This is a genomic window from Pseudomonas sp. Colony2 (assembly GCF_019382755.1).
GTDB lineage: Bacteria > Pseudomonadota > Gammaproteobacteria > Pseudomonadales > Pseudomonadaceae > Aquipseudomonas.
Genome location: NZ_CP080030.1, coordinates 2,681,636 through 2,702,767 on the forward strand (window position 1 = coordinate 2,681,636; position 21,132 = coordinate 2,702,767).

17 protein-coding genes are annotated in these 21,132 nt (G+C 62.7%); 7 read left to right on the forward strand and 10 right to left on the reverse strand.

The window, feature by feature from the left end; translation table 11 throughout:
* On the reverse strand, nt 1-2,150 hold a 2,150-nt coding region (locus tag JV201_RS10745), incomplete at its 3' end, for a TonB-dependent siderophore receptor (protein ID WP_219407154.1).
* A gap of 190 nt (nt 2,151-2,340) precedes the next feature.
* On the opposite strand from JV201_RS10745, the gene JV201_RS10750 reads away from it, so the two are divergent.
* Nucleotides 2,341-3,120: an acetoin reductase gene (locus JV201_RS10750; protein ID WP_177022918.1), complete on the forward strand. Its 780-nt coding sequence runs from the start codon at nt 2,341-2,343 to the stop codon at nt 3,118-3,120.
* A 133-nt stretch (nt 3,121-3,253) separates the two neighbouring features.
* Here JV201_RS10750 and JV201_RS10755 read toward each other — a convergent pair whose 3' ends face one another.
* A complete protein-coding gene (locus tag JV201_RS10755) occupies nt 3,254-5,119 on the reverse strand; it encodes a sigma-54-dependent Fis family transcriptional regulator (RefSeq protein ID WP_219406879.1) in 1,866 nt (621 codons plus the stop codon).
* 310 nt (nt 5,120-5,429) lie between these two features.
* On the opposite strand from JV201_RS10755, the gene JV201_RS10760 reads away from it, so the two are divergent.
* Genes JV201_RS10760 through JV201_RS10770 form a run of 3 tightly spaced genes read left to right on the forward strand, consistent with a single transcriptional unit; the run spans nt 5,430 to nt 8,560 of the window.
* A complete protein-coding gene (locus JV201_RS10760) occupies nt 5,430-6,407 on the forward strand; it encodes a thiamine pyrophosphate-dependent dehydrogenase E1 component subunit alpha (protein WP_003219159.1) in 978 nt (325 codons plus the stop codon).
* A gap of 39 nt (nt 6,408-6,446) precedes the next feature.
* Entirely contained in the window at nt 6,447-7,466 is a 1,020-nt protein-coding gene (locus JV201_RS10765) for an alpha-ketoacid dehydrogenase subunit beta (protein WP_003219158.1), read from the forward strand.
* A complete protein-coding gene (locus JV201_RS10770; RefSeq protein WP_219406880.1) occupies nt 7,463-8,560 on the forward strand; it encodes an acetoin dehydrogenase dihydrolipoyllysine-residue acetyltransferase subunit in 1,098 nt (365 codons plus the stop codon). The genes JV201_RS10765 and JV201_RS10770 overlap by 4 nt, the downstream gene beginning before the upstream one ends.
* Nucleotides 8,561-8,701: 141 nt before the next feature.
* Here JV201_RS10770 and JV201_RS10775 read toward each other — a convergent pair whose 3' ends face one another.
* Nucleotides 8,702-9,604: a helix-turn-helix domain-containing protein gene (locus JV201_RS10775; RefSeq protein ID WP_102606368.1), complete on the reverse strand. Its 903-nt coding sequence runs from the start codon at nt 9,602-9,604 to the stop codon at nt 8,702-8,704.
* Nucleotides 9,605-9,744: 140 nt separating this feature from the next.
* Between JV201_RS10775 and JV201_RS10780 the strand changes: the two genes are divergently transcribed.
* From JV201_RS10780 to JV201_RS10790, 3 genes are all read left to right on the forward strand, one after another.
* Nucleotides 9,745-11,103 (forward strand): glutamine synthetase family protein, encoded by a 1,359-nt coding sequence (locus tag JV201_RS10780; RefSeq protein WP_003219154.1) that lies wholly within the window; start codon nt 9,745-9,747, stop codon nt 11,101-11,103.
* Nucleotides 11,104-11,253: 150 nt separating this feature from the next.
* On the forward strand, nt 11,254-12,342 hold the full coding sequence (locus JV201_RS10785; RefSeq protein WP_003219153.1) for a polyamine ABC transporter substrate-binding protein: 1,089 nt from the start codon (nt 11,254-11,256) through the stop codon (nt 12,340-12,342).
* Nucleotides 12,339-13,637, forward strand: coding sequence for an FAD-binding oxidoreductase (locus JV201_RS10790; protein WP_134326207.1), 1,299 nt, complete (start codon nt 12,339-12,341; stop codon nt 13,635-13,637). The genes JV201_RS10785 and JV201_RS10790 overlap by 4 nt, the downstream gene beginning before the upstream one ends.
* An 813-nt stretch (nt 13,638-14,450) precedes the next feature.
* Here the strand turns inward: JV201_RS10790 and JV201_RS10795 are convergent.
* Genes JV201_RS10795 through JV201_RS10825 form a run of 7 tightly spaced genes read right to left on the reverse strand, consistent with a single transcriptional unit; the run spans nt 14,451 to nt 20,899 of the window.
* Nucleotides 14,451-15,482 (reverse strand): ABC transporter substrate-binding protein, encoded by a 1,032-nt coding sequence (locus JV201_RS10795; protein WP_003218283.1) that lies wholly within the window; start codon nt 15,480-15,482, stop codon nt 14,451-14,453.
* Between the two features lie 17 nt (nt 15,483-15,499).
* A complete protein-coding gene (locus JV201_RS10800; protein ID WP_177010122.1) occupies nt 15,500-16,603 on the reverse strand; it encodes an FAD-binding oxidoreductase in 1,104 nt (367 codons plus the stop codon).
* Complete coding sequence (locus tag JV201_RS10805) at nt 16,600-17,943, reverse strand: NAD(P)/FAD-dependent oxidoreductase (protein ID WP_177010123.1); 1,344 nt, start codon at nt 17,941-17,943, stop codon at nt 16,600-16,602. The genes JV201_RS10800 and JV201_RS10805 overlap by 4 nt, the downstream gene beginning before the upstream one ends.
* Nucleotides 17,940-18,230, reverse strand: coding sequence for a (2Fe-2S)-binding protein (locus tag JV201_RS10810; protein ID WP_003218277.1), 291 nt, complete (start codon nt 18,228-18,230; stop codon nt 17,940-17,942). The genes JV201_RS10805 and JV201_RS10810 overlap by 4 nt, the downstream gene beginning before the upstream one ends.
* Nucleotides 18,230-19,024 carry an ABC transporter permease gene (locus JV201_RS10815; protein WP_003218275.1) on the reverse strand — a complete coding sequence of 265 codons (795 nt, stop codon included), beginning with the start codon at nt 19,022-19,024 and terminating at the stop codon, nt 18,230-18,232. The genes JV201_RS10810 and JV201_RS10815 overlap by 1 nt, the downstream gene beginning before the upstream one ends.
* Nucleotides 19,025-19,028: 4 nt before the next feature.
* Nucleotides 19,029-19,874: an ABC transporter permease gene (locus JV201_RS10820; protein ID WP_003218273.1), complete on the reverse strand. Its 846-nt coding sequence runs from the start codon at nt 19,872-19,874 to the stop codon at nt 19,029-19,031.
* Nucleotides 19,871-20,899: an ABC transporter ATP-binding protein gene (locus JV201_RS10825; protein ID WP_219406881.1), complete on the reverse strand. Its 1,029-nt coding sequence runs from the start codon at nt 20,897-20,899 to the stop codon at nt 19,871-19,873. Before JV201_RS10825 ends, JV201_RS10820 begins: the two co-directional genes overlap by 4 nt.
* Nucleotides 20,900-21,132: the final 233 nt, after the last annotated feature.

A 21,132-nucleotide genomic window follows, 5' to 3' on the forward strand; every position in this document is an offset into this window, starting at 1 on the left:
GTTGCACTCAAGCGCGCCGTCAACGGCGCACCCTGGAACAGGTAGTCATCGCCCATGTATTCGCCGGCATCGCGCCAGTAACGCTTGTCGAACAGGTTGTCGACGCTCAGGCGAAACACCGTTTCATAGCCATCGAGTTTGGTGGTGTAGCGGCTGCCGACGTTGACGATGGCGTAGTCGCCCACTTCCACATCACCGGTGCGATTGGCGTACTTGTTGGCGCTGTATTGCACGCCGCCGAGCAGCGCCAGGCCGTCGACCCAGGGCAGGGCGTAGTCGGCGTACAGACTGGCCCGCAGTTTCGGCACGTTGATCGCTTGATGGCCTTCGTATTCCGGCGTGCCGCTGCACGTCACCCGTGCACGGATGGCCGCGACGCTGGCGGCGATCTGCAAGCGCTGGGTGGCCCAGCCGTTGGCGGACAATTCCAGGCCGGTGTTTTTCTGCTCGCCCTGTTGCACGTAGGTGTAGTCGCCGGCGTCATCCGGCCTGGCATATTGATAGGCCTGGCGAGTCTGGAAGATCGCGGCGGCAAAGCTGATGCGGCGCCAGTCGTATTTCACCCCGGCTTCGATCTGGCGGGAAACTGTCGGGGCGAGGGTTTCATCTTTATTCAGGGCAAACCACGGCGCGGTACCGCCCAGGGACAGGCCTTTGCTGTAGCTGGTGTAGAGCGACAGGTTTTCAATCGGTTTGTAGATCAGCGCCGCCTGGGGCAGGAACACATACTGCCGGGTGTGGCGCGACTCGTTGCCCTGATCATCGAAAGCCTTTTCGTCCAGGCGCACTTCGCGGCCGCCCACGATGGTCTGCCATTGCTCGTTGAAGCTGATGCGGTCGGTGACGAACAGGCCGTATTGGCGGCTGTCGAGGTTGCGATGGCTATCGTTCAGGGGCTTATCGGTGGGCGCGAAGTTTTCCGGGTCCTGATTGATATTGCCGGAGCCAATCATCTCGTTGACCGATTCGCGCTTGTCCACCACTCGCCGAAACGCACTGCTGCCAAACGTCAACTCATGCCCCAGGCCACCGGTATTGAACAACCCGGTCATCGCGGCCTGGATTTCATCATCGCGCCGGGTGTCATCAGGGCTGCGGAAGTCATAGATATCATAGTTGCCTTCCGGGCTGAAGTAGTTCGGTACCTTGGCCCCGGCACAGCTCGCGGACCCGTAGCAGCCCCACGCAAACGAACTGTAATCATCAATCACCACCTTGCTGCGCGCCGCGCTGACGCTGCCTTTCCACTGGTCACTGAAGCGATATTCAAACTTGCCGTTGAGGTTCAGCGAATCAATCCCTACCTGATTCGCACCGCTCTGATGCCCCAGCAGTTTTTTCGGCGACGCGTCGTGCGGCACCTCGGTCCCGCCCAGCAGCTGATAACCCGGCACCGAGCGCTGTTGCTTGTTCTGATACTCGGCATCCAGCTGCAATACCGCGTCGGGGCTGATGTTCCAGTCGAACGCCAGGGACAGGAAATCCCGGTGGCCATTGGCATGTTCGACATAGGAATGCAGGTCTTCATGGGCCACGTTGGCGCGCAGGCCGAACTGCTGCTCGCTGCCAAACCAGCCGCCCACGTCGGTGGCCAGGTAACCACTGCCGCGATCATCGGTGGACACCGTCACCGAGCGCACATCCTCCGGGCGCTTGGTCACGTAATTGATCACGCCGCTGGGCTCGGAAATCCCGCTTTGCATACCCGACAATCCCTTGAGCAGCTCCACGCGCTGCTTGTTCTCCAGGGCAACGTTCTGCTCGCCGGTGATGGTGCGGCCATTGATCTTGTAGCTGCTGGCGGCATTCAGCGAGAAACCGCGCACCACGAAGTTTTCGTAGTAGCCGATGGGCGCATAGCTGTCGCCCACCGAGGCGTCATTGCGCAGCACTTCGCTGAGCAAGCGCGCCTGCTGGTCCTTGATCAACGACTCGTTGAACACCGCGATCGAGGCCGGCGTGTCGAGCAACGGCGCCTCATTGAAAGCGCCCACCGACGCGGTGTCGGTGTTATAGCCGGATTCATCCTGGCCCTGGACCTTCACCTCCGGCAGCTCGATATCAGCCGCCTGGCTGCTTCCAATACCTGCGCTGAGCAACAGGCCGAGGGCAAAACGTGAAGGGGCAGCGGGGCGAAGACGCAAAACCATGGGGGAAGGCCTGAGAGCGCAGAGCGGAGGGCGCATAAGCTAGGCATAACGGCGGCGTTTTACAAGTTTTCGAGAATGGTTCGCTTTGAGACGTCCCGTCTCAGCCCGCAGATCAATCCTGCTGCTGCTCGACAGCGGCCCCTGGCAACTGCGATAGACAAGACTTCTCTCACCGTTGAAGGAGATCGTCATGAGTATCGCTGGAAAAGTTGCACTGGTGACCGGCGCCGGGCAAGGCATCGGCCGGGCCATCGCCCTGCGCCTGGCGCGGGATGGCGCCGACATAGCGTTGGTGGACATCAACAGCGCGAAGATTGAAGCGGTGGCGGCCGAGGTGGTTGCACTGGGGCGCAAGGCCTCGGTGTATGTCGCCGATGTCTCGAAGCTGGAGCAAGTGGTCGCGGCGGTGGACCATGCCCACCAGACCCTGGGCGGCTTCGACATCATCGTCAACAACGCCGGCATCGCACAGATTGACGCACTGCTGGACGTAACCCCGGAACAGGTCGACCGCACGCTGCGTATCAACGTGCAGGGCACGCTTTGGGGCATCCAGGCCGCAGGCAAGAAATTCAAGGCGCTGAAGCAGAAGGGCAAGATCATCAATGCCTGCTCGATTGCCGGCCATGAAGGCTTTGCGCTGCTGGGGGTGTACTCGGCCACCAAGTTTGCCGTGCGTGCGCTGACCCAGGCCGCGGCGAGGGAACTGGCCATTGACGGGATTACCGTCAACGCCTACTGCCCGGGTGTGGTGGGCACCGACATGTGGGTCGAGATCGACAAGCGCATGGCCGAGATTACCGGCGCCGAGGTGGGGGCGACGTACAAGAAGTATGTGGACGGGATTGCGTTGGGCCGGGCGGAAACGCCGGAGGATGTGGCGGGGCTGGTGTCGTACCTGGCGGGGCCGGATTCGGATTACATGACCGGGCAATCGCCGTTGATTGATGGCGGGATTCTGTACCGCTGAGCTGGCAGAATCACTCGGTCAAAAAATGTGGGAGCGGGCTTGCTCGCGAAGGCGGAGTGTCAGTCACCGGAAATGTTGACTGGTACACCGCCTTCGCGAGCAAGCCCGCTCCCACATTTTTGACCGTGTTGGGTCAGTGCTTGCCGGGCATGTCGATACCCAGCTGGTTAACCCGCCGATACAAGGTCGCCCTGGAAATCCCCAACGCCTGCGCCGCCGCCAGCGGCTTCCACCGATGCCGAATCAGTGCGTCCAGCACCAACTGCCGCTCAGGACTCACGCTTTCCGATGTTTCCACCGCAACAGCGTCACCACGAACTTCCACCGGCAAATCCGCCAGCTGAATCGTCCCGCCGTCGCACACCGCACACGCATACGCCAACACATGCCGCAGTTGCCGCACATTCCCCGGCCAGGCATAACCCAGCAGCGACTCCAGCGCCGCTGCCGCGATCCCGACCGCAACACCGCTGTGCCGCGCCTCCTGCTCCAGAAGCCGATTGATCAATGCCAGTTTGTCCATGCGCTCGCGCAATGGCGGCACACAGAACCGCGCACAGCCCAACCGGAAATACAAATCCTCGCGAAAGCTTCCAGCACTCACCAGCGCCGCCAAGTCCCGATGGCTGGCGCAGATCACCTGGATATCCACCGCCCGGGTTTTTGCCCCGCCCAGCGGCGCCACTTCACCTTCGGCCATTACCCGCAGCAGTCGCGTCTGCAACGCCAGCGGCATGTCGCCGATCTCGTCGAGAAACAACGTGCCGCCATCGGCCTGCAACAGCAGCCCGGTCATGCCCTTGCTGGAGGCACCGGTAAATGCCCCGGCCACGTAGCCGAACAGTTCGCTCTCGATCAGGTTTTCCGGGATCGCCGCGCAGTTCACCGCCACAAAGGGGCCGTCGCGACGGGCACTGCGTTCATGCAACTGGCGGGCAAACACTTCCTTGCCGGCGCCGGTTTCGCCCTGGACCAGCACCGGCAGGTTGCGGTCCTTGACCCGCACGGCCAGGCGCAGATGTTCTTCTACTCGCGGGTCTACCTGATGACTCGAAGACACCGTCGCACGTGCAGCCTTACGCCGCGGCGCGCTGACCCGTACCTGCAACGCCCCCGGCTCGCCGAGCCAATGCAACTGCTGCGTCGATTGATCGGTCACGGCGCGCAACGCGTCCAAGTCAAACACTTCGCCGATATGCTCCGGCAACTGCCCGAAGCGCAACCTCAGGGCCTGCCGCGCCTTGCTGTTCAAGGCTTGCAGCCGCCCATCCTGATCCCACGCCAGCAGCATGTCCGGCTGGCTGTCGACGTAACCGGGCGTGCTGTGGGCCTGCAACACCCAATGTTGCCGGGCGCTGTGCATGAAAAACGCGTTCTCGATGGCCAGCGCGCTTTGCGCCACCATCTGCCGCACCAGGTGTTGGCTGCGCCGGTCATCCGGCGATTTGAGGGCGGAGGCGTCCATCACGCCCAGCAGGTTGCCCTGGGGATCAAAGATGGGTGCGGCAGAGCAGGTCAGGCCGATAAACGCCGCACGAAAGTGGTCGCGCTTGTGCACGGTGACCGCGGCCTTGCTGGTCAGCACCGTGGCCACGCCGCAGGTGCCTTCCTCGGCTTCCGACCAGCAGGTGCCCAGGTACAGGCCGGCCTTGCGGCAGTCGTTACGAATGCCGGCGTCCACACGATGGTCGATGGTCTGGCCCTGGGCGTCGGTGAGCATCACGCAGTAATCGGCGTGGCGCACCCGGTTGTGAATCTGCCCGACTTCCTCACTGGCGATGCGCATGAACAGTTCGGCGCGTTCGCGGCATTCCTTGAGCAGGGTGCTGGTGAGGATGCGCGGCCCTTGCAGGGAACCGGGGTCGAGGTGGTGCTGCTCCATGGAGCGGCGCCAGGAATCAAAAATCAGCGACGGCACCGGCGCCTGGGACAGGCGGTCGGCGTTGCGTACCACGCGGCTGACACAGTCGACATGGTCCTTGGAGTTCACGGCGAGCATTGAAGCCTCCGGTTCTCGATCCTTGTTGTTATGCCCGCCATTAAGCGCCCATGGGCCGGGAGGAACAAGGCCGGCCTGACCAACTGCCCGAGGTGAGACGCAGCGTCTCATTGCGCCGCAGACGCTGCGGGCAGGTTGCAACGGCGCGTCTCATTGAACGGCCCACAGTGGCACGTCCACGCTTCCAGGCAACTGCTCTGGGTCAAGGCTTTCCCGGGTTTTCCAACGGATTGGCACAGGCCGTGCTGAGTGCCTTGCAGCTGGCCTGATCCAGCCTTTTGTGTGTCGAGACAACCTGGAGAACAACAAGATGTCCACTCACCTGTCCACCGATCAATTGCTCCATGCCTACACCGTGATGCGCACCATCCGTGATTTCGAAGAACGCCTGCACGTGGAATTCGCCACCGGCGAGATTCCCGGTTTCGTGCATTTGTATGCCGGCCAGGAGGCCAGCGCCGCCGGGGTCATGGCCCACCTCAACGATGAAGATTGCATCGCCTCCAACCACCGTGGCCACGGCCATTGCATCGCCAAGGGCGTGGATGTGTTCGGCATGATGGCCGAGATCTACGGCAAGAAGACCGGCGTCTGCGGCGGCAAGGGCGGCTCCATGCACATCGCCGACCAGGAGAAGGGCATGCTCGGCGCCAACGGCATTGTGGGTGCCGGGGCGCCGCTGGCAGCCGGTGCGGCGCTGGCGGCCAAGCTCAAGGGCAGCGCGGGTGTGGCGGTCGCGTTTTTCGGCGACGGCGGCTCCAACGAGGGCGCGGTGTTCGAAGCGATGAACCTGGCCTCGATCATGAACCTGCCGTGCCTGTTCGTGGCCGAGAACAACGGTTATGCCGAAGCCACCGGGTCCGGCTGGTCGGTGGCCTGCAAGGACATTGCCGAGCGCGCCGTGGGTTTTGGCATGCCGGGGGTGATTGTCGACGGCAACGACTTTTTTGCCGTGCACGCCGCCCTCGGCGTTGCGGTAGAGCGTGCCCGCAGCGGTAAAGGGCCGACGCTGGTGGAGGTCAAACTGAGCCGTTTCTACGGCCACTTCGAAGGCGATGCGCAAACCTATCGCGGCCCGGACGAAGTGAAAAACCTGCGGGAAACCGGCGACTGCCTGAGCCTGTTTCGCCAGCGCTGCACCGCCGAAGGCTGGCTCGACGCGGCTCAGTTCGAACGCATCGACACCGAAGTCGCGCAGCTGATCGAAGACGCCGTGCGCCTGGCCAAGTCCGATCCCAAACCCCAGGCCGCCGACCTGCTCAGCGATGTCTACGTCGCCTACCGCTAACCGCCACCCACTACAAAAACAATCCGTGGAGAAGTCATCATGGCTAGAAAAATCAGCTATCAGCAGGCAATCAACGAAGCCCTGGCCCAGGAAATGCGCCGCGACCAGAGCGTGTTCATCATCGGCCAGGACGTGTCCGGCGGCACCGGTTCGCCCGGTGAACAGGACGCCTGGGGTGGCGTGCTCGGCGTCACCAAGGGGCTGTATCCGGAGTTCCCCGACCGCGTGCTCGACGCGCCACTTTCCGAGGTCGGCTATGTGGGCATGGCCGTCGGCGCGGCCACCCGTGGCATGCGCCCGGTGTGCGAGTTGATGTTCGTCGACTTTATCGGCTGCTGCCTCGACCAGTTGCTCAACCAGGCGGCGAAGTTTCGCTATATGTTCGGCGGCAAGACCACCACGCCGCTGGTGGTGCGCGCCATGTACGGTGCCGGCCTGCGTGCGGCGGCCCAGCATTCGCAGATGCTCACCTCGATGTGGACGCATATTCCCGGGCTCAAGGTGGTGTGCCCGGCCACGCCCTATGACGCCAAGGGCATGCTGATCCAGGCGATCCGCGACAACGACCCGGTGATTTTCCTCGAACACAAAATGCTCTACAGCCTCCAGGGCGAAGTGCCGGAAGAGCTGTACACCGTGCCGTTCGGCGAAGCCAACTACGTGCGTGAAGGCAACGATGTAACCCTGGTGACCTACGGGCGCATGGTGCACATCGCCCTGGAAGCCGCAGCCAATCTGGCGCGCCAGGGTATCGACTGCGAAGTGTTGGACCTGCGCACCACCAGCCCGCTGGACGAAGACAGCATCCTTGAAAGCGTGGAGAAAACCGGGCGCCTGGTGGTGATCGACGAGTCCAACCCACGTTGCTCGATTGCCACGGACATCAGTGCATTGGTGGCGCAACGGGCGTTCGGCTTCCTGCGCGCGCCGATCGAAATGGTCACCGCGCCTCACACGCCGGTGCCGTTCTCCGATGCCCTGGAGGACCTGTACATCCCCAACGCGGCGAAGATCGAAGCTGCGGTGCTGAAGATTGCCGACAAGAGGAATGCCGCATGATCCATACACTGACCATGCCCAAGTGGGGGCTGTCGATGACCGAAGGCCGGGTTGATGTCTGGCTCAAGCAGCCGGGCGACCCGGTGGAGAAGGGTGAAGAGGTGCTGGATGTCGAGACCGACAAGATTTCCAGCAGTGTCGAGGCACCCTTCAGCGGGGTGCTGCGGCGGGTGTTGGCCCAGAGCGATGAGACCTTGCCCGTGGGGGCATTGCTGGCAATCGTGGTGGAAGGCGAGGCCAGCGAGGCCGAGATTGATGGGGTGATCGAGGCGTTCCAGGCGGGGTTCGTTTCCAGTGCCGCCGAGGCTGAAGCCAGCGGGCCATCGGCACAGAAGGTCGAGGTGGGCGGGCGCCTGCTGCGCTATCTGGACCTCGGGGAGGGCGGCACACCGCTGGTGCTGGTGCACGGCTTTGGTGGCGACCTGAATAACTGGCTGTTCAATCACCCGGTGCTCGCGGCTGAGCGGCGGGTGATCGCCCTGGATTTGCCGGGGCATGGCGAGTCGGGCAAGTACCTGCAAACGGGCGAGCTTGAGGAGCTGAGCCAGGCGGTATTGGCACTGCTGGATTATCTGAAGGTTGACCGGGTACACCTCGCCGGGCATTCCATGGGCGGGCTGGTTTCCCTGAACCTCGCGCGGGTGGCACCGCAGCGTGTGGCGTCGTTGACCCTGATCGCCAGCGCTGGGTTGGGTACGCAGATCAACAGTGACTACCTGCAAGGTTTTATCGACGCGAGCAATCGCAATGCACTCAAGCCGCAACTGGTGCAACTGTTCAGCGATCCGGCGCTGGTGACTCGGCAGATGCTGGAAGACATGCTCAAGTTCAAGCGCCTGGAGGGTGTGGAGCAGGCGTTGCGGCAGATCACCGGAGCGTTGTTCAGCGGTGGTCGGCAGTTGGTGGATTTGCGCAGTGTGGTGGGGCAGCAGCCGAGCCTGGTGATCTGGGGCAGTGAGGACGCAATCATCCCGGCGAGCCATGCCCAGGGGTTGGACGCTCAGGTGGAGATACTGCCGGGGCAGGGGCATATGGTGCAGCTGGAGGCGGCGGAGCGGGTGAATCAGTTGATGCTGGCGTTTCTTCGGACCTGATCGTTCCCACGCTCCGCGTGGGAACGATCTTCAAATGTGGGAGCGGGCTTGCTCGCGAAGGCGGTGTATCAGTGCCAGATTTATTGACTGACCCACCGCMTTCGCGAGCAAGCCCGCTCCCACACAAGCCCGCTCCTACATTTACCTCTGGCGCTTCAGGGTCTCGCTGGGCAACTCCTGAAACAACGCCCGATAACTGTTGGAAAACCGCCCCAAATGCCAGAACGACCAATTCATCGCCACCTCCGCCACGGTGGTGTCCACTGACGGCGGGTTCAACAACTCCCGCCGTGCACTGTTCAACCGGCGCAACCGCAACCACTGCGCCGGGCTCATCCCGGTATACGTCTTGAACCCGTGCTGCAACTGGCGCAACGGCACCCCGGCAATGCGCGCCAGCTGCAGCAGGTTGACGGTTTCATCCGGCACATCCGCCGCCCATTCGCCAATGCGCGCCATGATGATTCGCTCCTCGGTGCGTCGCTGCAATGAGCCCTTGTCGAGGCACACGCAGGCGTTGTCGAGGATGAACAGGCAGTCGTCCAGTAACTGCTGAGTCAGCGCATCACGACTCGGCAGGTCCAGCGTCGCCGACAGCCGTGTCAGCGTGCCGCTGAGCCAGCGGCTGAACAACGGGTTTTGCAGGGAGTTGAGCGGGGCCATGAACAACCCCTCCAGCTTCGCCACATCCAGACCATGGCGCTGGACAAACTGCGGCCCGAACACCACTGCCACTTCGCGGTAGTTTTCCGGGGTGATCCAGGTGTTGCGGCTTTCGCCATTGAGCACGTACAGCGCGTTGTCGCTGCCATCGAAACAGAACGCCAGGGAACCCGGCGGCGCGTTGAAGTTCTGTTCCACCCGGGTGTTCATCCGCTCTTCGTACACCTCGACACCTTGCAGGTCGAGGTAGCGGATCTGCCCGGCGAAATGCCCTGGGGACATCTGCTGGTACTGCTGCACCCAACCGGGTGTCGCACTGCATTGAGCGGCCACATCACCGGTGGTGAAGGCCTGTACGCGCAAAGCTGTTGCCTGTGTCATGGGTAACCTGGGCGCACTCTATTGGTGCGTTGTGGTTGGCGCAAAGTGGATAGATGCCGTTGGACGGCTGGCCCAAGATAGACCTCAATGCGCCGCGAGGGAAGCCCGCGGCGCAGCATCCAACCCATGACGAGGTCCTTATGAACGCCCCCTTCGATCAGCTGTCCGCCTGGCTGAAAGAACACAAGATTACCGAAGTCGAATGCGTGATCAGTGATTTGACTGGCATCGCACGCGGCAAGATTTCGCCCACCAACAAGTTCCTGCATGAGCGAGGCATGCGCCTGCCGGAAAGTGTGTTGCTGCAAACGGTAACCGGGGACTTTGTCGACGACGATATCTACTACGACCTGCTGGACCCGGCCGACATCGACATGATCTGCCGCCCGGTGTCCAACGCCACCTACGTGGTGCCATGGGCCATCGAGCCCACCGCCATCGTGATCCACGACACCTTCGACAAGCAGGGCAACCCCATCGAACTGTCGCCGCGCAACGTGCTGAAAAAGGTCCTGCAACTCTATACCGACCAGGGCTGGCAGCCGATTGTCGCGCCGGAGATGGAGTTCTACCTGACCCAGCGCTGCGAAGACCCGGACCTGCCGCTGAAGACCCCACTGGGCCGTTCCGGTCGCGCCGAAAGTGGCCGTCAGTCGTTCTCCATCGACGCTGCCAACGAGTTCGACCCGCTGTTCGAAGACGTCTACGACTGGTGCGAAGCCCAGGGCCTGGACCTCGACACGCTGATCCATGAAGACGGCCCGGCGCAGATGGAAATCAACTTCCGCCACGGCGATGCCCTGGACCTGGCCGACCAGATCACCGTGTTCAAACGCACCCTGCGCGAGGCTGCACTCAAGCACAACGTGGCGGCCACCTTCATGGCCAAACCGGTGGCCGACGAGCCCGGCAGCGCCATGCACCTGCACCAGAGCGTGGTGGAGATCGCCACCGGCAAACAGGTGTTTGTCGATGAACACGGCAACAAGAGCCAGCTGTTCCTCAACCACATCGGCGGCCTGCAGAAGTACATCCCCAAGCTGCTGCCGATGTTTGCGCCTAACGTCAACTCGTTCCGCCGCTTCCTGCCGGACACCTCGGCACCGGTCAACGTCGAGTGGGGCGAAGAAAACCGCACCGTTGGCCTGCGTGTACCGAGTTCCAGCCCCGACGCCATGCGCGTGGAAAACCGCCTGCCGGGCGCCGACGCCAACCCGTACCTGGCCATCGCCGCCAGCCTGCTGTGCGGCTACCTCGGCATGATCGAAAAGGTCGAGCCCAGCGCCCCGGTGGAAGGCCGCGCCTACGAGCGCCGCAACCTGAGGCTGCCGATCACCATCGAAGACGCCCTGGCGCGCATGGAAGAGTGCGACACCGTCAAGCAGTACCTGGGAGACAAGTTTGTGCGCGGCTACGTCGCGGTCAAGCGCGCCGAACACGAGAACTTCAAGCGGGTGATCAGCTCCTGGGAACGTGAGTTCCTGCTGCTGAGCGTCTGACGACTCGTCCGTAGCTTAGCGAGGCTGCCGTCGGGCCCACCGCAATTGTGTCCGATACATCGCTACGCAGCCTCGCCAAGGCTCGACAGCTGCTACGGGCAGAATGGCTGGATGAATACATAAAAATCAATCAAGCAAAGGGGTGTCGATATGCGTCTGGTGAAAAAGCTTCTCCCGCTGGCCTTGGCGGCATTGTTCAGCAGCGCGGGCCACGCCGCGCAGACGGTCAGTGTGTACAACTGGACCGACTACATCGGTGAGACCACCTTGGCCGACTTCCAGGCCAAGACCGGGATCAAGGTGATCTACGACGTGTTCGACTCCAACGAAACCCTGGAAGGCAAACTGCTCGCCGGCCGTACCGGCTACGATGTGGTGGTGCCGTCCAACCACTTCCTGGCGCGCCAGGTAAAGGCCGGCGCGTTCCTCAAGCTGGACCGTTCGCAGCTGCCCAACTTCAAGAACCTCGACCCCAAGCTGCTCAAACTGCTGGAGAAAAACGACCCGGGCAACGAGCATTCGGTGCCGTACCTGTGGGGCACCAACGGCATCGGCTATAACGTGGACAAGGTCAAGCAGGTGTTGGGCATCGACCATATCGATTCGTGGGCCGTGCTGTTTGAACCGGAGAACATCAAGAAGCTCCACGAGTGCGGCGTAGCATTCCTCGACTCGGCGGATGAACTGTTCCCGGCGATCCTCAACTACATGGGCAAGGACCCGCGCAGCGAGAATCCCGAAGACTACAAACAGGCCGAGGCCAAGCTGCTGACCCTGCGGCCGTACATCACTTATTTCCATTCCTCCAAGTACATCTCGGACCTGGCCAACGGTGATATCTGCGTCGCCTTCGGTTATTCCGGCGACGTGTTCCAGGCGGCCAACCGCGCCAAGGAAGCCAAGAACGGCGTGAACATCGCCTACTCGATCCCCAAGGAAGGCAGCAACCTGTGGTTCGACCTGCTGGCCATCCCGGCGGACGCCGCCAACCCGAAAGCCGCCCACGCCTTCATCAACTACTTGCTGGACCCTGAAGTGATCGCCAAGGTCAGCGCCAGCGTCGGCTACGCCAACCCGAACCCGGCGGCCAAGGCCTTCATGGCCCCCGAGCTGGTGAACAACCCCGAGATCTACCCGTCCCAGGAAGTGCTCGACAAACTCTACATTTCCACCACCCCGACGCCCGCCGTCATGCGCTTGATGACGCGGTCTTGGAGCAAAGTGAAGACCAACAAATGAACCGTTCCTCCTCCGACCACGCTCGTTCCTATTACCTGGCTTCGGCCAACGCCATGCCCCGGCGCCCAGCGCTGGGGGCTGACCTGACCGCCGATGTGTGTGTGATCGGCGGTGGGTTCACCGGGGTCAACACCGCCATCGAACTAGCCCAGCGCGGGCTGTCGGTGATCCTGCTGGAGGCCCGGCGGATTGGCTGGGGCGCCAGCGGGCGCAATGGCGGGCAGTTGATTCGCGGGATTGGGCATGACGTATCGGGCTTTGCCAGGTACGTGGGGGAGGAGGGCGTGCGTTACCTGCAGCAGGCCGGGATCGATTCGGTGGCGCTGGTGGGCGAGCGGATTCGCGAGCACGGGATTGACTGTGATTTGCGCTGGGGGTTTTGCGAGTTGGCGAATACGCCGGCGCAGTTTGCGGCGTTTCAGGGGGAGCTGGAGAGCCTTGCTGCCTTGGGGTATGCGCCTGAAACGCGGTTGGTGGCATCGCAGGATATGGCGCAGGTGGTTGGCTCAGGCTTGTATGCCGGTGGCCTGGTGGACATGGGCTCCGGGCATCTGCACCCGTTGAACCTGGTGCTGGGGGAGGCTGGAGTGGCCGAATCCCTTGGGGTGCGGATCTTTGAAGACAGCCCGGTGCTGGAGTTGATCCATGGCGACACGGTGCAGGTGCGTTGCGAGTTTGGCAGAGTGCGCGCCGGTAGCCTGGTGCTGGCGTGCAATGCGCATCTGGAGGAATTGGAGCCGAAGTTGAGCGGCAAGGTGTTGCCGGCGGGGAGCTACATCATTGCGACCGAGCCGCTGTCGGTTGGGGTGGCTGATCAGTTGATTCCGCAGAACCTGGCGTTGTGTGATCAGAAAGTGGGGTTGGATTATTACCGCCTTTCGGCGGATCGGCGGTTGTTGTTTGGGGGGGCTTGTCATTATTCGGGGCGTGATCCGGTGGATATCGCGGGGTATATGCGGCCGAAGATGCTCAAGGTTTTTCCGCAGTTGGCGAATACCGCGATTGAGTTTCAGTGGGGGGGGAAGATCGGCATCACCGCCAATCGCTTTCCCCAGGTGGGGCGCCTGAAGCAGCATCCGAATGTGTTCTATGCCCAGGGGTATTCGGGGCATGGCCTTAACGTGACGCATTGGTGTGCGCGGTTATTGGCTGAGGGGATTCAGGCTGGGCAGAGCCGGGGGTTGGATATTTTCAGCCAGGTGCCGCATATGACGTTTCCTGGGGGGAAGGTGTTGCGTTCGCCGCTGCTGGCGTTGGGGATGTTGTGGTATCGGGTGCGGGAGATGGTGGGGTGATTGATTGTGTACATATCCGTTTCTTCGGTAACGGCCACCTATGGTTTCGCTCTTACAGCGAGTCACTTTGCAAAAGCGGCAAAGTAACCAAAGCGCTCTGCCCCGCCTGTCGGCACCTCGCCTAGGCTCGGTGTTCCCTCACTCCGGCACCGCGAAGCGGGCYGCCGCGACGGGCCATCCATGGCCCGGCGCGGCKAAACCGGCGTCCTGCCGGTTTACCCGCTSCGCAATACCTGCGTTCGGCCTCGGGCTTATTGGGGCAGTCAGATCAAAATCAAAAGCAAGAGCACGGCGGCCTGAGAGCCGACCTGAGTGTTAAAAGCCAGATCAAAARCCAGAGCGAAAGCAGAGCTGCTTTTYTGTAGGAGCTGGCTTGCCGGCGATGCAGACACCTCGGTCTTCCAGACACACCGAGGTGATGCCATCGCAGGCAAGCCAGCTCCCACATTTGAACCGTGCCCGCTTTAGCTTTTGATTTAGCTTTTAACACTCAAGCCGGCTTTCAGGCCGCTGTGTTCTTGATCTTGCTTTTGATCTTGATCTTGGGCGCCCCGTTAAACCACGCTGGCCGAACGCAGGCTTTGGAGCGTGGGTAACCCGGCAGGACGCCGGGTTAGCCGTCCTGGGCCAAGGATGGCCCATGACGGCGGCCCACGGTCCAAAGCCGGAGTGAGGGCACTCCGAGCTACAGCGAGGAGCCGAGTGGTGGGGCAAGAGCGTTTTGCTTACTTTTGCGCTTTTCAAAAGTGAGCCGCTGTAAGAGCGGAACCAATTTAAGCCATCACCCAAATAACGGATATTCACCCCCAAAGCCTACCGCTCAATCGACCGACTCCACCGCGCATTCCACTCGGGCCGTGCCTGGTTCACCTGGTCCCAGTCAATCGAAATCGCCGTCTGCAAGTAACTGTTCATCGCCTCCACCCGCGCCCGGGTTTTGTCGGTAGTCGGCGTAGTAGGGTTCGAAGGAATCTGATCCCCCAGTTCCAAAGCCGGCGCCTGCGCCTCTGCGGTCAACAAGAACTGCGCCAGTTTCTGCGCCAACTCCGGCTGGTCATTCCGCGCAATCACACACTCCGCTACGTTCAACACCACCGCGCCTTCCTTCGGCTGCGCATACTCCATCGGCACACCCAACAACTGTTGCGTGGTCACCTGCGTCGGCGTCAGCGGAAAGATCGCCGCCTCATCCGTCTGCACCATCTCGGAAATCTTCGCCGAGCTGGCGATATATTCCAGCACGTTGGGCCCGACGGTTTTCGGCCAGGCCTTGAACCCCGGCTCCACGTTGGTCTCGCTACCCCCCTGAATCCGGTTGAACATGAGGAACCCGTGCAACCCAAATGTGGACGAGGCCAACGACTGGAACACCACCTTGTCCTTGAAGCGCGGGTCGGCCAGGTCCATCCACGACGTCGGCGGCGCCCAGCCCTTTTCCTTGAACATCTTGGCGTTGTAACCCAACCCGGTCACCCCGAGCGTCACCGCAACCGCTTCTTCCTTGATCTTCGCCTTGGCCGGAATCTGATCCAGGGTCGGATTGGGCGTGAGCTTCTCGCACAACCCCATGGAAATCGCGCGGTACATGATGCCGTCGTCGAGGAACATCACGTGCATCTGCGGGTTGTCCTTGTTGGCCTGCACCTTGGCCAGGATGTCCGACGAGGTGCCCGGCACGATCACCACCTTGACGTTGTTGGCCTTTTCGAACGCGGGCAGCACCTTGTCGGCGTAGACCCGCTCCATGGTGCCGCCGTTCATGCCCAGGTACAGCGTCGGTGCGGCGTGGGCCGCCGTGCTCAACAGGGCGAGGGACAGGCAAGACAGCGCAGTACGTTTGATCATGTGCATGAATCTTCCTCTCAGGCTTGGAAACGACGGATGGAAAATGCTTCGATGGGCTGCCGGCTGGCCCCCGTGCAGACGATCTCTGCCAGGGCTTCACCGACCGCAGGGCCGAGCTGGAACCCGGCGCCGGCAAAGCCGAAACCGTGGAGCAGGCCGGGTTGGGTGCTGCTGTCGCCGATCACCGGTTCGTGGTCGGGCAGATAACCTTCGGTGCCGCTCCAGGTACGGATCGCCTGGGCACCCTTGAGGAACGGGTACAACTCGCCGGCATTGCGCAGAATCTCCAGCACCGCCGCCTGGCCCGGGCGGGCTTGTTGCGGGCCCAGGGCAAAGCCGCGCCCGCCACCGAGGATGCAATTTCCCCGGGCGACTTGCCGCGCATAAATCCCGCCGCCTTCCACCCCGGTGCTCACGTCCATCACCACCGGCAACGGCTCGGTCACCAGCATCGCCGGGTGCGCCGAGGTCATCGGCACCGGCTCGCCAAAGTGCGCGGCCACGGTGCCGGCCCAGGCGCCGGCGCAGTTCAGCAGCCAGGGGGCTTGCAACTGCAGCCCATTGGCACAGCGCAACTGAAACCGCTGGCCGTCATGTTCAAGATGGGTGACTTCGGTTTGCTCCATCACCCTCGCACCGTGGCGTTGCGCTGCGCGGGCAAAGGCGGGGGAGACCAGGCGCGGATTGGCGTGGCCGTCTTCGGGGCATAACGACGCGCCGACTGCCACATCACCCACCCACGGGAACCGGGCGCGCAGTTGAGCGTGGTCGAGCATTTGCAGGCCCAGGCCAAAGCCACGTGTAGCGTCGGCGTAAGCCTGCAGAGCCGCCAGATCGTCATGACTGCGGGCCAGTTTCAAATGCCCGGAGCGCACGTATTCGCCGTCAATGCCAATCAGCCCCGGCAAGTCGGACCATAGCTCATGGGCACGTTGCGATAGCGGCAGTTGGTGCAATGGCCGCCCCTGGCGCCGCACGCCGCCATAGTTCACACCACTGGAGTGCGAGCCACAAAAGTCCCGCTCCAGCAGCACCACGCGCCGACCTTTTTGCGCCAGCATCAAAGCCGCCGAGGCCCCGACAATCCCGCCACCCAACACGATCACTTCACTGCCGATCATGGCTGCACCTCCACGCCAAACGGCAAGGGTTTGATCGGTGCCTGGCCACGCAGGCGGCCAACGTTTTCAATCTCGCGGCCACTGCGCTGGGCAACGATTTCCGCCGCCGCCAGCCCGCACATCCGGCCCTGGCAGCGGCCCATGCCAACCCGGCAATGGGCCTTGACCCGGTTCACTTCCCAGTGGCCTTCGTCCACCACCGCGCGCACTTCGCCGACGCTGACTTCTTCACAGCGGCACAGGATCAGTTCGTCCGGAGCTTCAGCGGCCCAGTTTTCCGGGAAGGGGAAGGCGGTTTCCAGGCCGTGGCGAAAGCGCTGGATACCTGCCAGTTGTTGTTCCAGCACGGGCCCGCGACGGTGGTCGATGGCAACACCGCTGTCTTCGAGCAAGGCCAATGCCGCTCGCTCGCCGGCCATTTGCGCCGCATCGGCGCCCATGATTCCGGCACCGTCGCCAGCCAGATACACGCCCGCGACACTGCTACGCCCGGCCGCATCTCGCTGGGGCAACCAGGCGCGGTTCAATGCATTCCAGGCAAATTCACACCCAAGTAAATCCGCCAGTTGGGTCTCGCTGCGCAGGGCATGGGCGAAGGCCACGGCATCACAGGCGATTTCCTGCTGGTCCCAGTGGATGCCCGTCACTCGTTGCTCGCCGTTGATGTGCGACAACGTTGCCCCTTGATGCACCGGGATGCCGTGGGCCGTTAGCCAGGCGCGGTAGTACAAACCCTTGGCCAGGGTCGCCGGCTGGCCGAGCAATGCCGGCAGGGCGCGGCATTGGGCGCTGAACGGCGCGCTGTCGAGCACCGCCACCACCTTGGCCCCGGCCTTGGCGTACTGATACGCCACCAGGTACAGCAACGGCCCGCTGCCGCAAAACGCGACGCGCTCACCGATGGCGCAGCCTTGATACTTCAGCGCGATTTGCGCCGCGCCCAGGCTGTACACACCGGGCAGCGTCCAGCCCGGCACGGGCAGGATGCGGTCGGTGGCGCCCGTGGCGACGATGATCTGCGCGTATTCGATGCTTTCGGCGTGGCCGTTGTTGAGCATGTCCAGGCGGCCATTTTCCGCATTCCACACCAGGGTTTCCGGCCGGTAGTCGATCCGGGTGGCCAGCTCATCCATGGTGCGATGCAGCGCTGTCGCCTTGCCCGCTTCAAACCCATACAGCTGCTTGGCCGAGCGCTGGAAGTTCGCCGGCTGGCGCCGATAGATCTGGCCGCCACCGCGCAGGCTCTCGTCCACCAACACCGGGGTTACGCCATGGTCCAGCAAGGTCCGGGCTGCGGTAATGCCCGCCGGGCCTGCGCCCACTATCACCACGCTCTTCATGCCTGGCGCCCCGGGTCACGGCGAATCGCCTGGCCGTCTTCCAGCAAGGTCGAACAGGCGCGCACTCGCCGACCATCCTCCAGCCGTACCCAGCAATCCTGGCAAGCTCCCATCAGGCAGAAACCGGCGCGGCGTTCGGCGCTGAAATCACTGCCCCGCAGGTGCTCGGCGCAGGTCAGTACGGCAGTCAGCAAGGTGTCCCCGAGCAGGCCCGTGGCAGGCTGCCCATCGAGGGTGAACGCCAGGCTGGGCCGCTCGGTCTCGGCCAGTCGTTTGAACAGTGCCATCAATGTTTCCCTACCAACACGCGATCCAGGCCGTAGACCCGGTCCAGCAGAATCATTGCCGCCGCCGTCAACCCGATCACCAGCGCCGACACGGCCGCCATCATCGGGTCGATGGATTCGGTGGCGTACACGTACATGCGCACCGGCAAGGTCTGGGTGGCCGGCGAGCTGACAAAGATCGACAGGGTCACTTCATCGAAACTGTTGATGAACGCCAGCAACCAGCCGCCGGCCACGCCGGGCAGAATCATCGGCAAGGTGATCTGGCGAAACAGGGTGAAGCGGCTGGCGCCGAGGGATTCGGCAGCCTGCTCGGCGCTGCGGTCAATGCCGATGGCGGCCGCCAATACCAGGCGCAATACGTAAGGCGTGATGATCACCACGTGGGCCAGCATCAACCAGGTGAAGCTGCCGTTGACGCCCATCATTGCGAACAGCCGCAGCATCGCCACCCCCAGCACCAGGTGCGGGATGATGATCGGCGAGAGGAACAGCGCACTGAAGAAGTTACGGCCGGGGAACTGGTAGCGACTGATTGCCAGCGCCGCCGGCACCGCGATCAACGTCGCCAGGGTGGCGGCAACGAACGCCAGGACCAGGCTGTTGTAGAACGCCTGGATAAAGTCCGCGCGCTCGAACACCGCATGAAACCAGCGCAGGGAGAAGCCCGAAGTGGGCAGGCTCAAGGTATTTTCCGGGGTGAAGGCCACCAGGCACACCACCACCAGCGGCGCCATCATGAACAGCACCACCAGGCCGTGAAAGCCCAGGGCCAAAGGACCGTTTCTGGACATCGTCTTATACTCCCAGGGACTTTTTGTAGCGGCCTTCGACCATGCGGTTCCAGCTCAGCATGATCAGCAAGTTGACCAACAGAAGCACCACCGCGATGGTCGCGCCCATGGGCCAGTTGAGTTCCGAGAGGTATTGGTCGTAGACCACCGTGGCGACCATCTTCAGGCGGCGTCCGCCCAGCAGGCCGGGGATCGCGAAGGAGCTGGCAGCCAGGCCGAACACGATCAGGGTGCCGGACAGCACGCCGGGCATCACCTGCGGCAACACGATCTTGCGCATCACCGTGGCCTGGCTGGCACCCAGGGACAGCGCCGCCTGTTCCGCCGACGGGTCGAGCTTCTGCAGGGAGGTCCACACCGGGATGATCATGAACGGCAGCATCACGTGCACCAGTGCGATGATCACGGCGAACGAGGTGTACAGCAGCTTCACCGGCTTGCCGCCCAGGGCCTGGATCACCTGGTTCACCAGGCCATCGGCACCCAGCAGCAGGCTCCAGCCGAAGGCCCGCACCACCACCGAAATCAGCAGCGGGGTGAGGATCAGGATCAGGAAGATCGAGCGCCATGGCGTGCCCATGCGGCTGAGGATGTAGGCCTCGGGCACGCCGATCACCACACACAGCAAGGTCACCAGGGCACTGATCCAGAAGGTGCGCCAGAAGATTTCGTAGAAGTACGAATCGCTGAACAGCGACAGGTAGTGGGCGAAGGTCCACTCATCGGCCTTCACCCCAACCTGATAGTCGAACACGTTGAACGACAGCACCAGTGTCAGGCCCAGGGGCAGGATCAGCAGCCCGAAAAACAACACCAGCGCCGGCAACGACAACAGGTAGCCACGGCTCATGCGCGCACCTCATCCGCGGCCAGCACCCGCAACAGGTTCGACTCCCAGTCCAGGCCCACTGCAGCGCCGCAAGCCAATGGCGCGCTGCCGTCATTGCGGCGGACCACGGTCAGCTCGCCGATCTCGGTCTTGATGCGGTACAGCCATTGGCTGCCGAAGAAGTAGCTGTCGAGGATCCTGCCTTGCAGCCGGCCGTTGCCGGCCGCCACCAGGTCGATCTTTTCCGGGCGCAGGCTCAGGGTCAGTTCGCCTTTGCCGGGCTCGAAGCGCACTTGCGGCGCGCCGAGTTGATCGAAGTCGCCCGCCAGCAGGTTGGCCTTGCCGACAAAATCCGAGATAAAGCGTGTGCGCGGGTGTTCATAGAGTTTGTACGGCGCGTCGATCTGCGTCACGCGCCCGGCCTGCATCACTACTACCCGGTCGCTGATGGACAGCGCCTCGGCCTGGTCGTGGGTGACCATCAGGGTGGTGATCCCGACTTCGCACTGGATGCGACGGATCTCGAACTGCATCTCTTCGCGCAGGTTGGCGTCGAGGTTGGAGAGGGGCTCGTCCAGCAGCAACACTGGCGGCTCGATCACCAGGGCGCGGGCCAGGGCCACGCGCTGGCGCTGGCCGCCGGACAGTTCCCGCGGGTAGCGCTCGGCGTGGGGCGCCAGGCGCACCAGTTCCAGCACGGTCTTGACTCTGCTTGCGATCTCCGTGGCAGGCACCTTGCGCATCTTCAGGCCGAAGGCGACGTTGTCGCGCACGCTCATGTGGGGGAACAGCGCGTAGCTCTGGAACACCACGCCCAGGCCGCGGCTGGCGGGTTTGGCATGGGTGATGTCGCGACCGTCGAGGACGATCTGGCCACCGGTGACGTCGACGAAGCCGGCGATCATTTGCAAGGTGGTGGTCTTGCCGCAGCCCGAGGGGCCGAGCAGGGACACGAATTCGCCTTTTTCCACCGCAAGATCAGTGGCGACCACCGCGTCGACGGCGCCGTAGCGTTTGCTCAAGGCGTTGAGTTGGAGAAAAGCCATGTCTGCGTTCCACCTTTTTGAGTCGCGTCGAAACGCGCTTTTTTGTTTTGGGCAGATGCGAAAAGGGTGTTGCGGGTGCGTTGGCGCTCGATCTTGAGTCGGCTGCCGTTAGTTGTTCATTTCGCCCCTGTGGACGCAGATTAGGGCGAAAGACTAGGATGGCGGAAGATGGAATTTCACTGGATAGAGTACTTTTTTCAGTTTCATTCACTGACCAGAATTTAGTGTGAGAT

Bases quoted from the DNA above. Each gene is read 5' to 3' on its own strand.
- JV201_RS10750 (WP_177022918.1), top strand. From the start codon at position 2,341: ATGAGTATCGCTGGAAAAGTTGCACTGGTGACCGGCGCCGGGCAAGGC.
- JV201_RS10825 (WP_219406881.1), bottom strand. From the start codon at position 20,899: ATGGCTTTTCTCCAACTCAACGCCTTGAGCAAACGCTACGGCGCCGTC.
- JV201_RS10810 (WP_003218277.1), bottom strand. From the start codon at position 18,230: ATGGCACTGTTCAAACGACTGGCCGAGACCGAGCGGCCCAGCCTGGCG.
- JV201_RS10805 (WP_177010123.1), bottom strand. From the start codon at position 17,943: ATGAAGAGCGTGGTGATAGTGGGCGCAGGCCCGGCGGGCATTACCGCA.
- JV201_RS10760 (WP_003219159.1), top strand. From the start codon at position 5,430: ATGTCCACTCACCTGTCCACCGATCAATTGCTCCATGCCTACACCGTG.
- JV201_RS10795 (WP_003218283.1), bottom strand. From the start codon at position 15,482: ATGATCAAACGTACTGCGCTGTCTTGCCTGTCCCTCGCCCTGTTGAGC.
- JV201_RS10770 (WP_219406880.1), top strand. From the start codon at position 7,463: ATGATCCATACACTGACCATGCCCAAGTGGGGGCTGTCGATGACCGAA.
- JV201_RS10755 (WP_219406879.1), bottom strand. From the start codon at position 5,119: ATGCTCGCCGTGAACTCCAAGGACCATGTCGACTGTGTCAGCCGCGTG.
- JV201_RS10815 (WP_003218275.1), bottom strand. From the start codon at position 19,024: ATGTCCAGAAACGGTCCTTTGGCCCTGGGCTTTCACGGCCTGGTGGTG.
- JV201_RS10790 (WP_134326207.1), top strand. From the start codon at position 12,339: ATGAACCGTTCCTCCTCCGACCACGCTCGTTCCTATTACCTGGCTTCG.
- JV201_RS10765 (WP_003219158.1), top strand. From the start codon at position 6,447: ATGGCTAGAAAAATCAGCTATCAGCAGGCAATCAACGAAGCCCTGGCC.
- JV201_RS10775 (WP_102606368.1), bottom strand. From the start codon at position 9,604: ATGACACAGGCAACAGCTTTGCGCGTACAGGCCTTCACCACCGGTGAT.
- JV201_RS10785 (WP_003219153.1), top strand. From the start codon at position 11,254: ATGCGTCTGGTGAAAAAGCTTCTCCCGCTGGCCTTGGCGGCATTGTTC.
- JV201_RS10820 (WP_003218273.1), bottom strand. From the start codon at position 19,874: ATGAGCCGTGGCTACCTGTTGTCGTTGCCGGCGCTGGTGTTGTTTTTC.
- JV201_RS10780 (WP_003219154.1), top strand. From the start codon at position 9,745: ATGAACGCCCCCTTCGATCAGCTGTCCGCCTGGCTGAAAGAACACAAG.
- JV201_RS10800 (WP_177010122.1), bottom strand. From the start codon at position 16,603: ATGATCGGCAGTGAAGTGATCGTGTTGGGTGGCGGGATTGTCGGGGCC.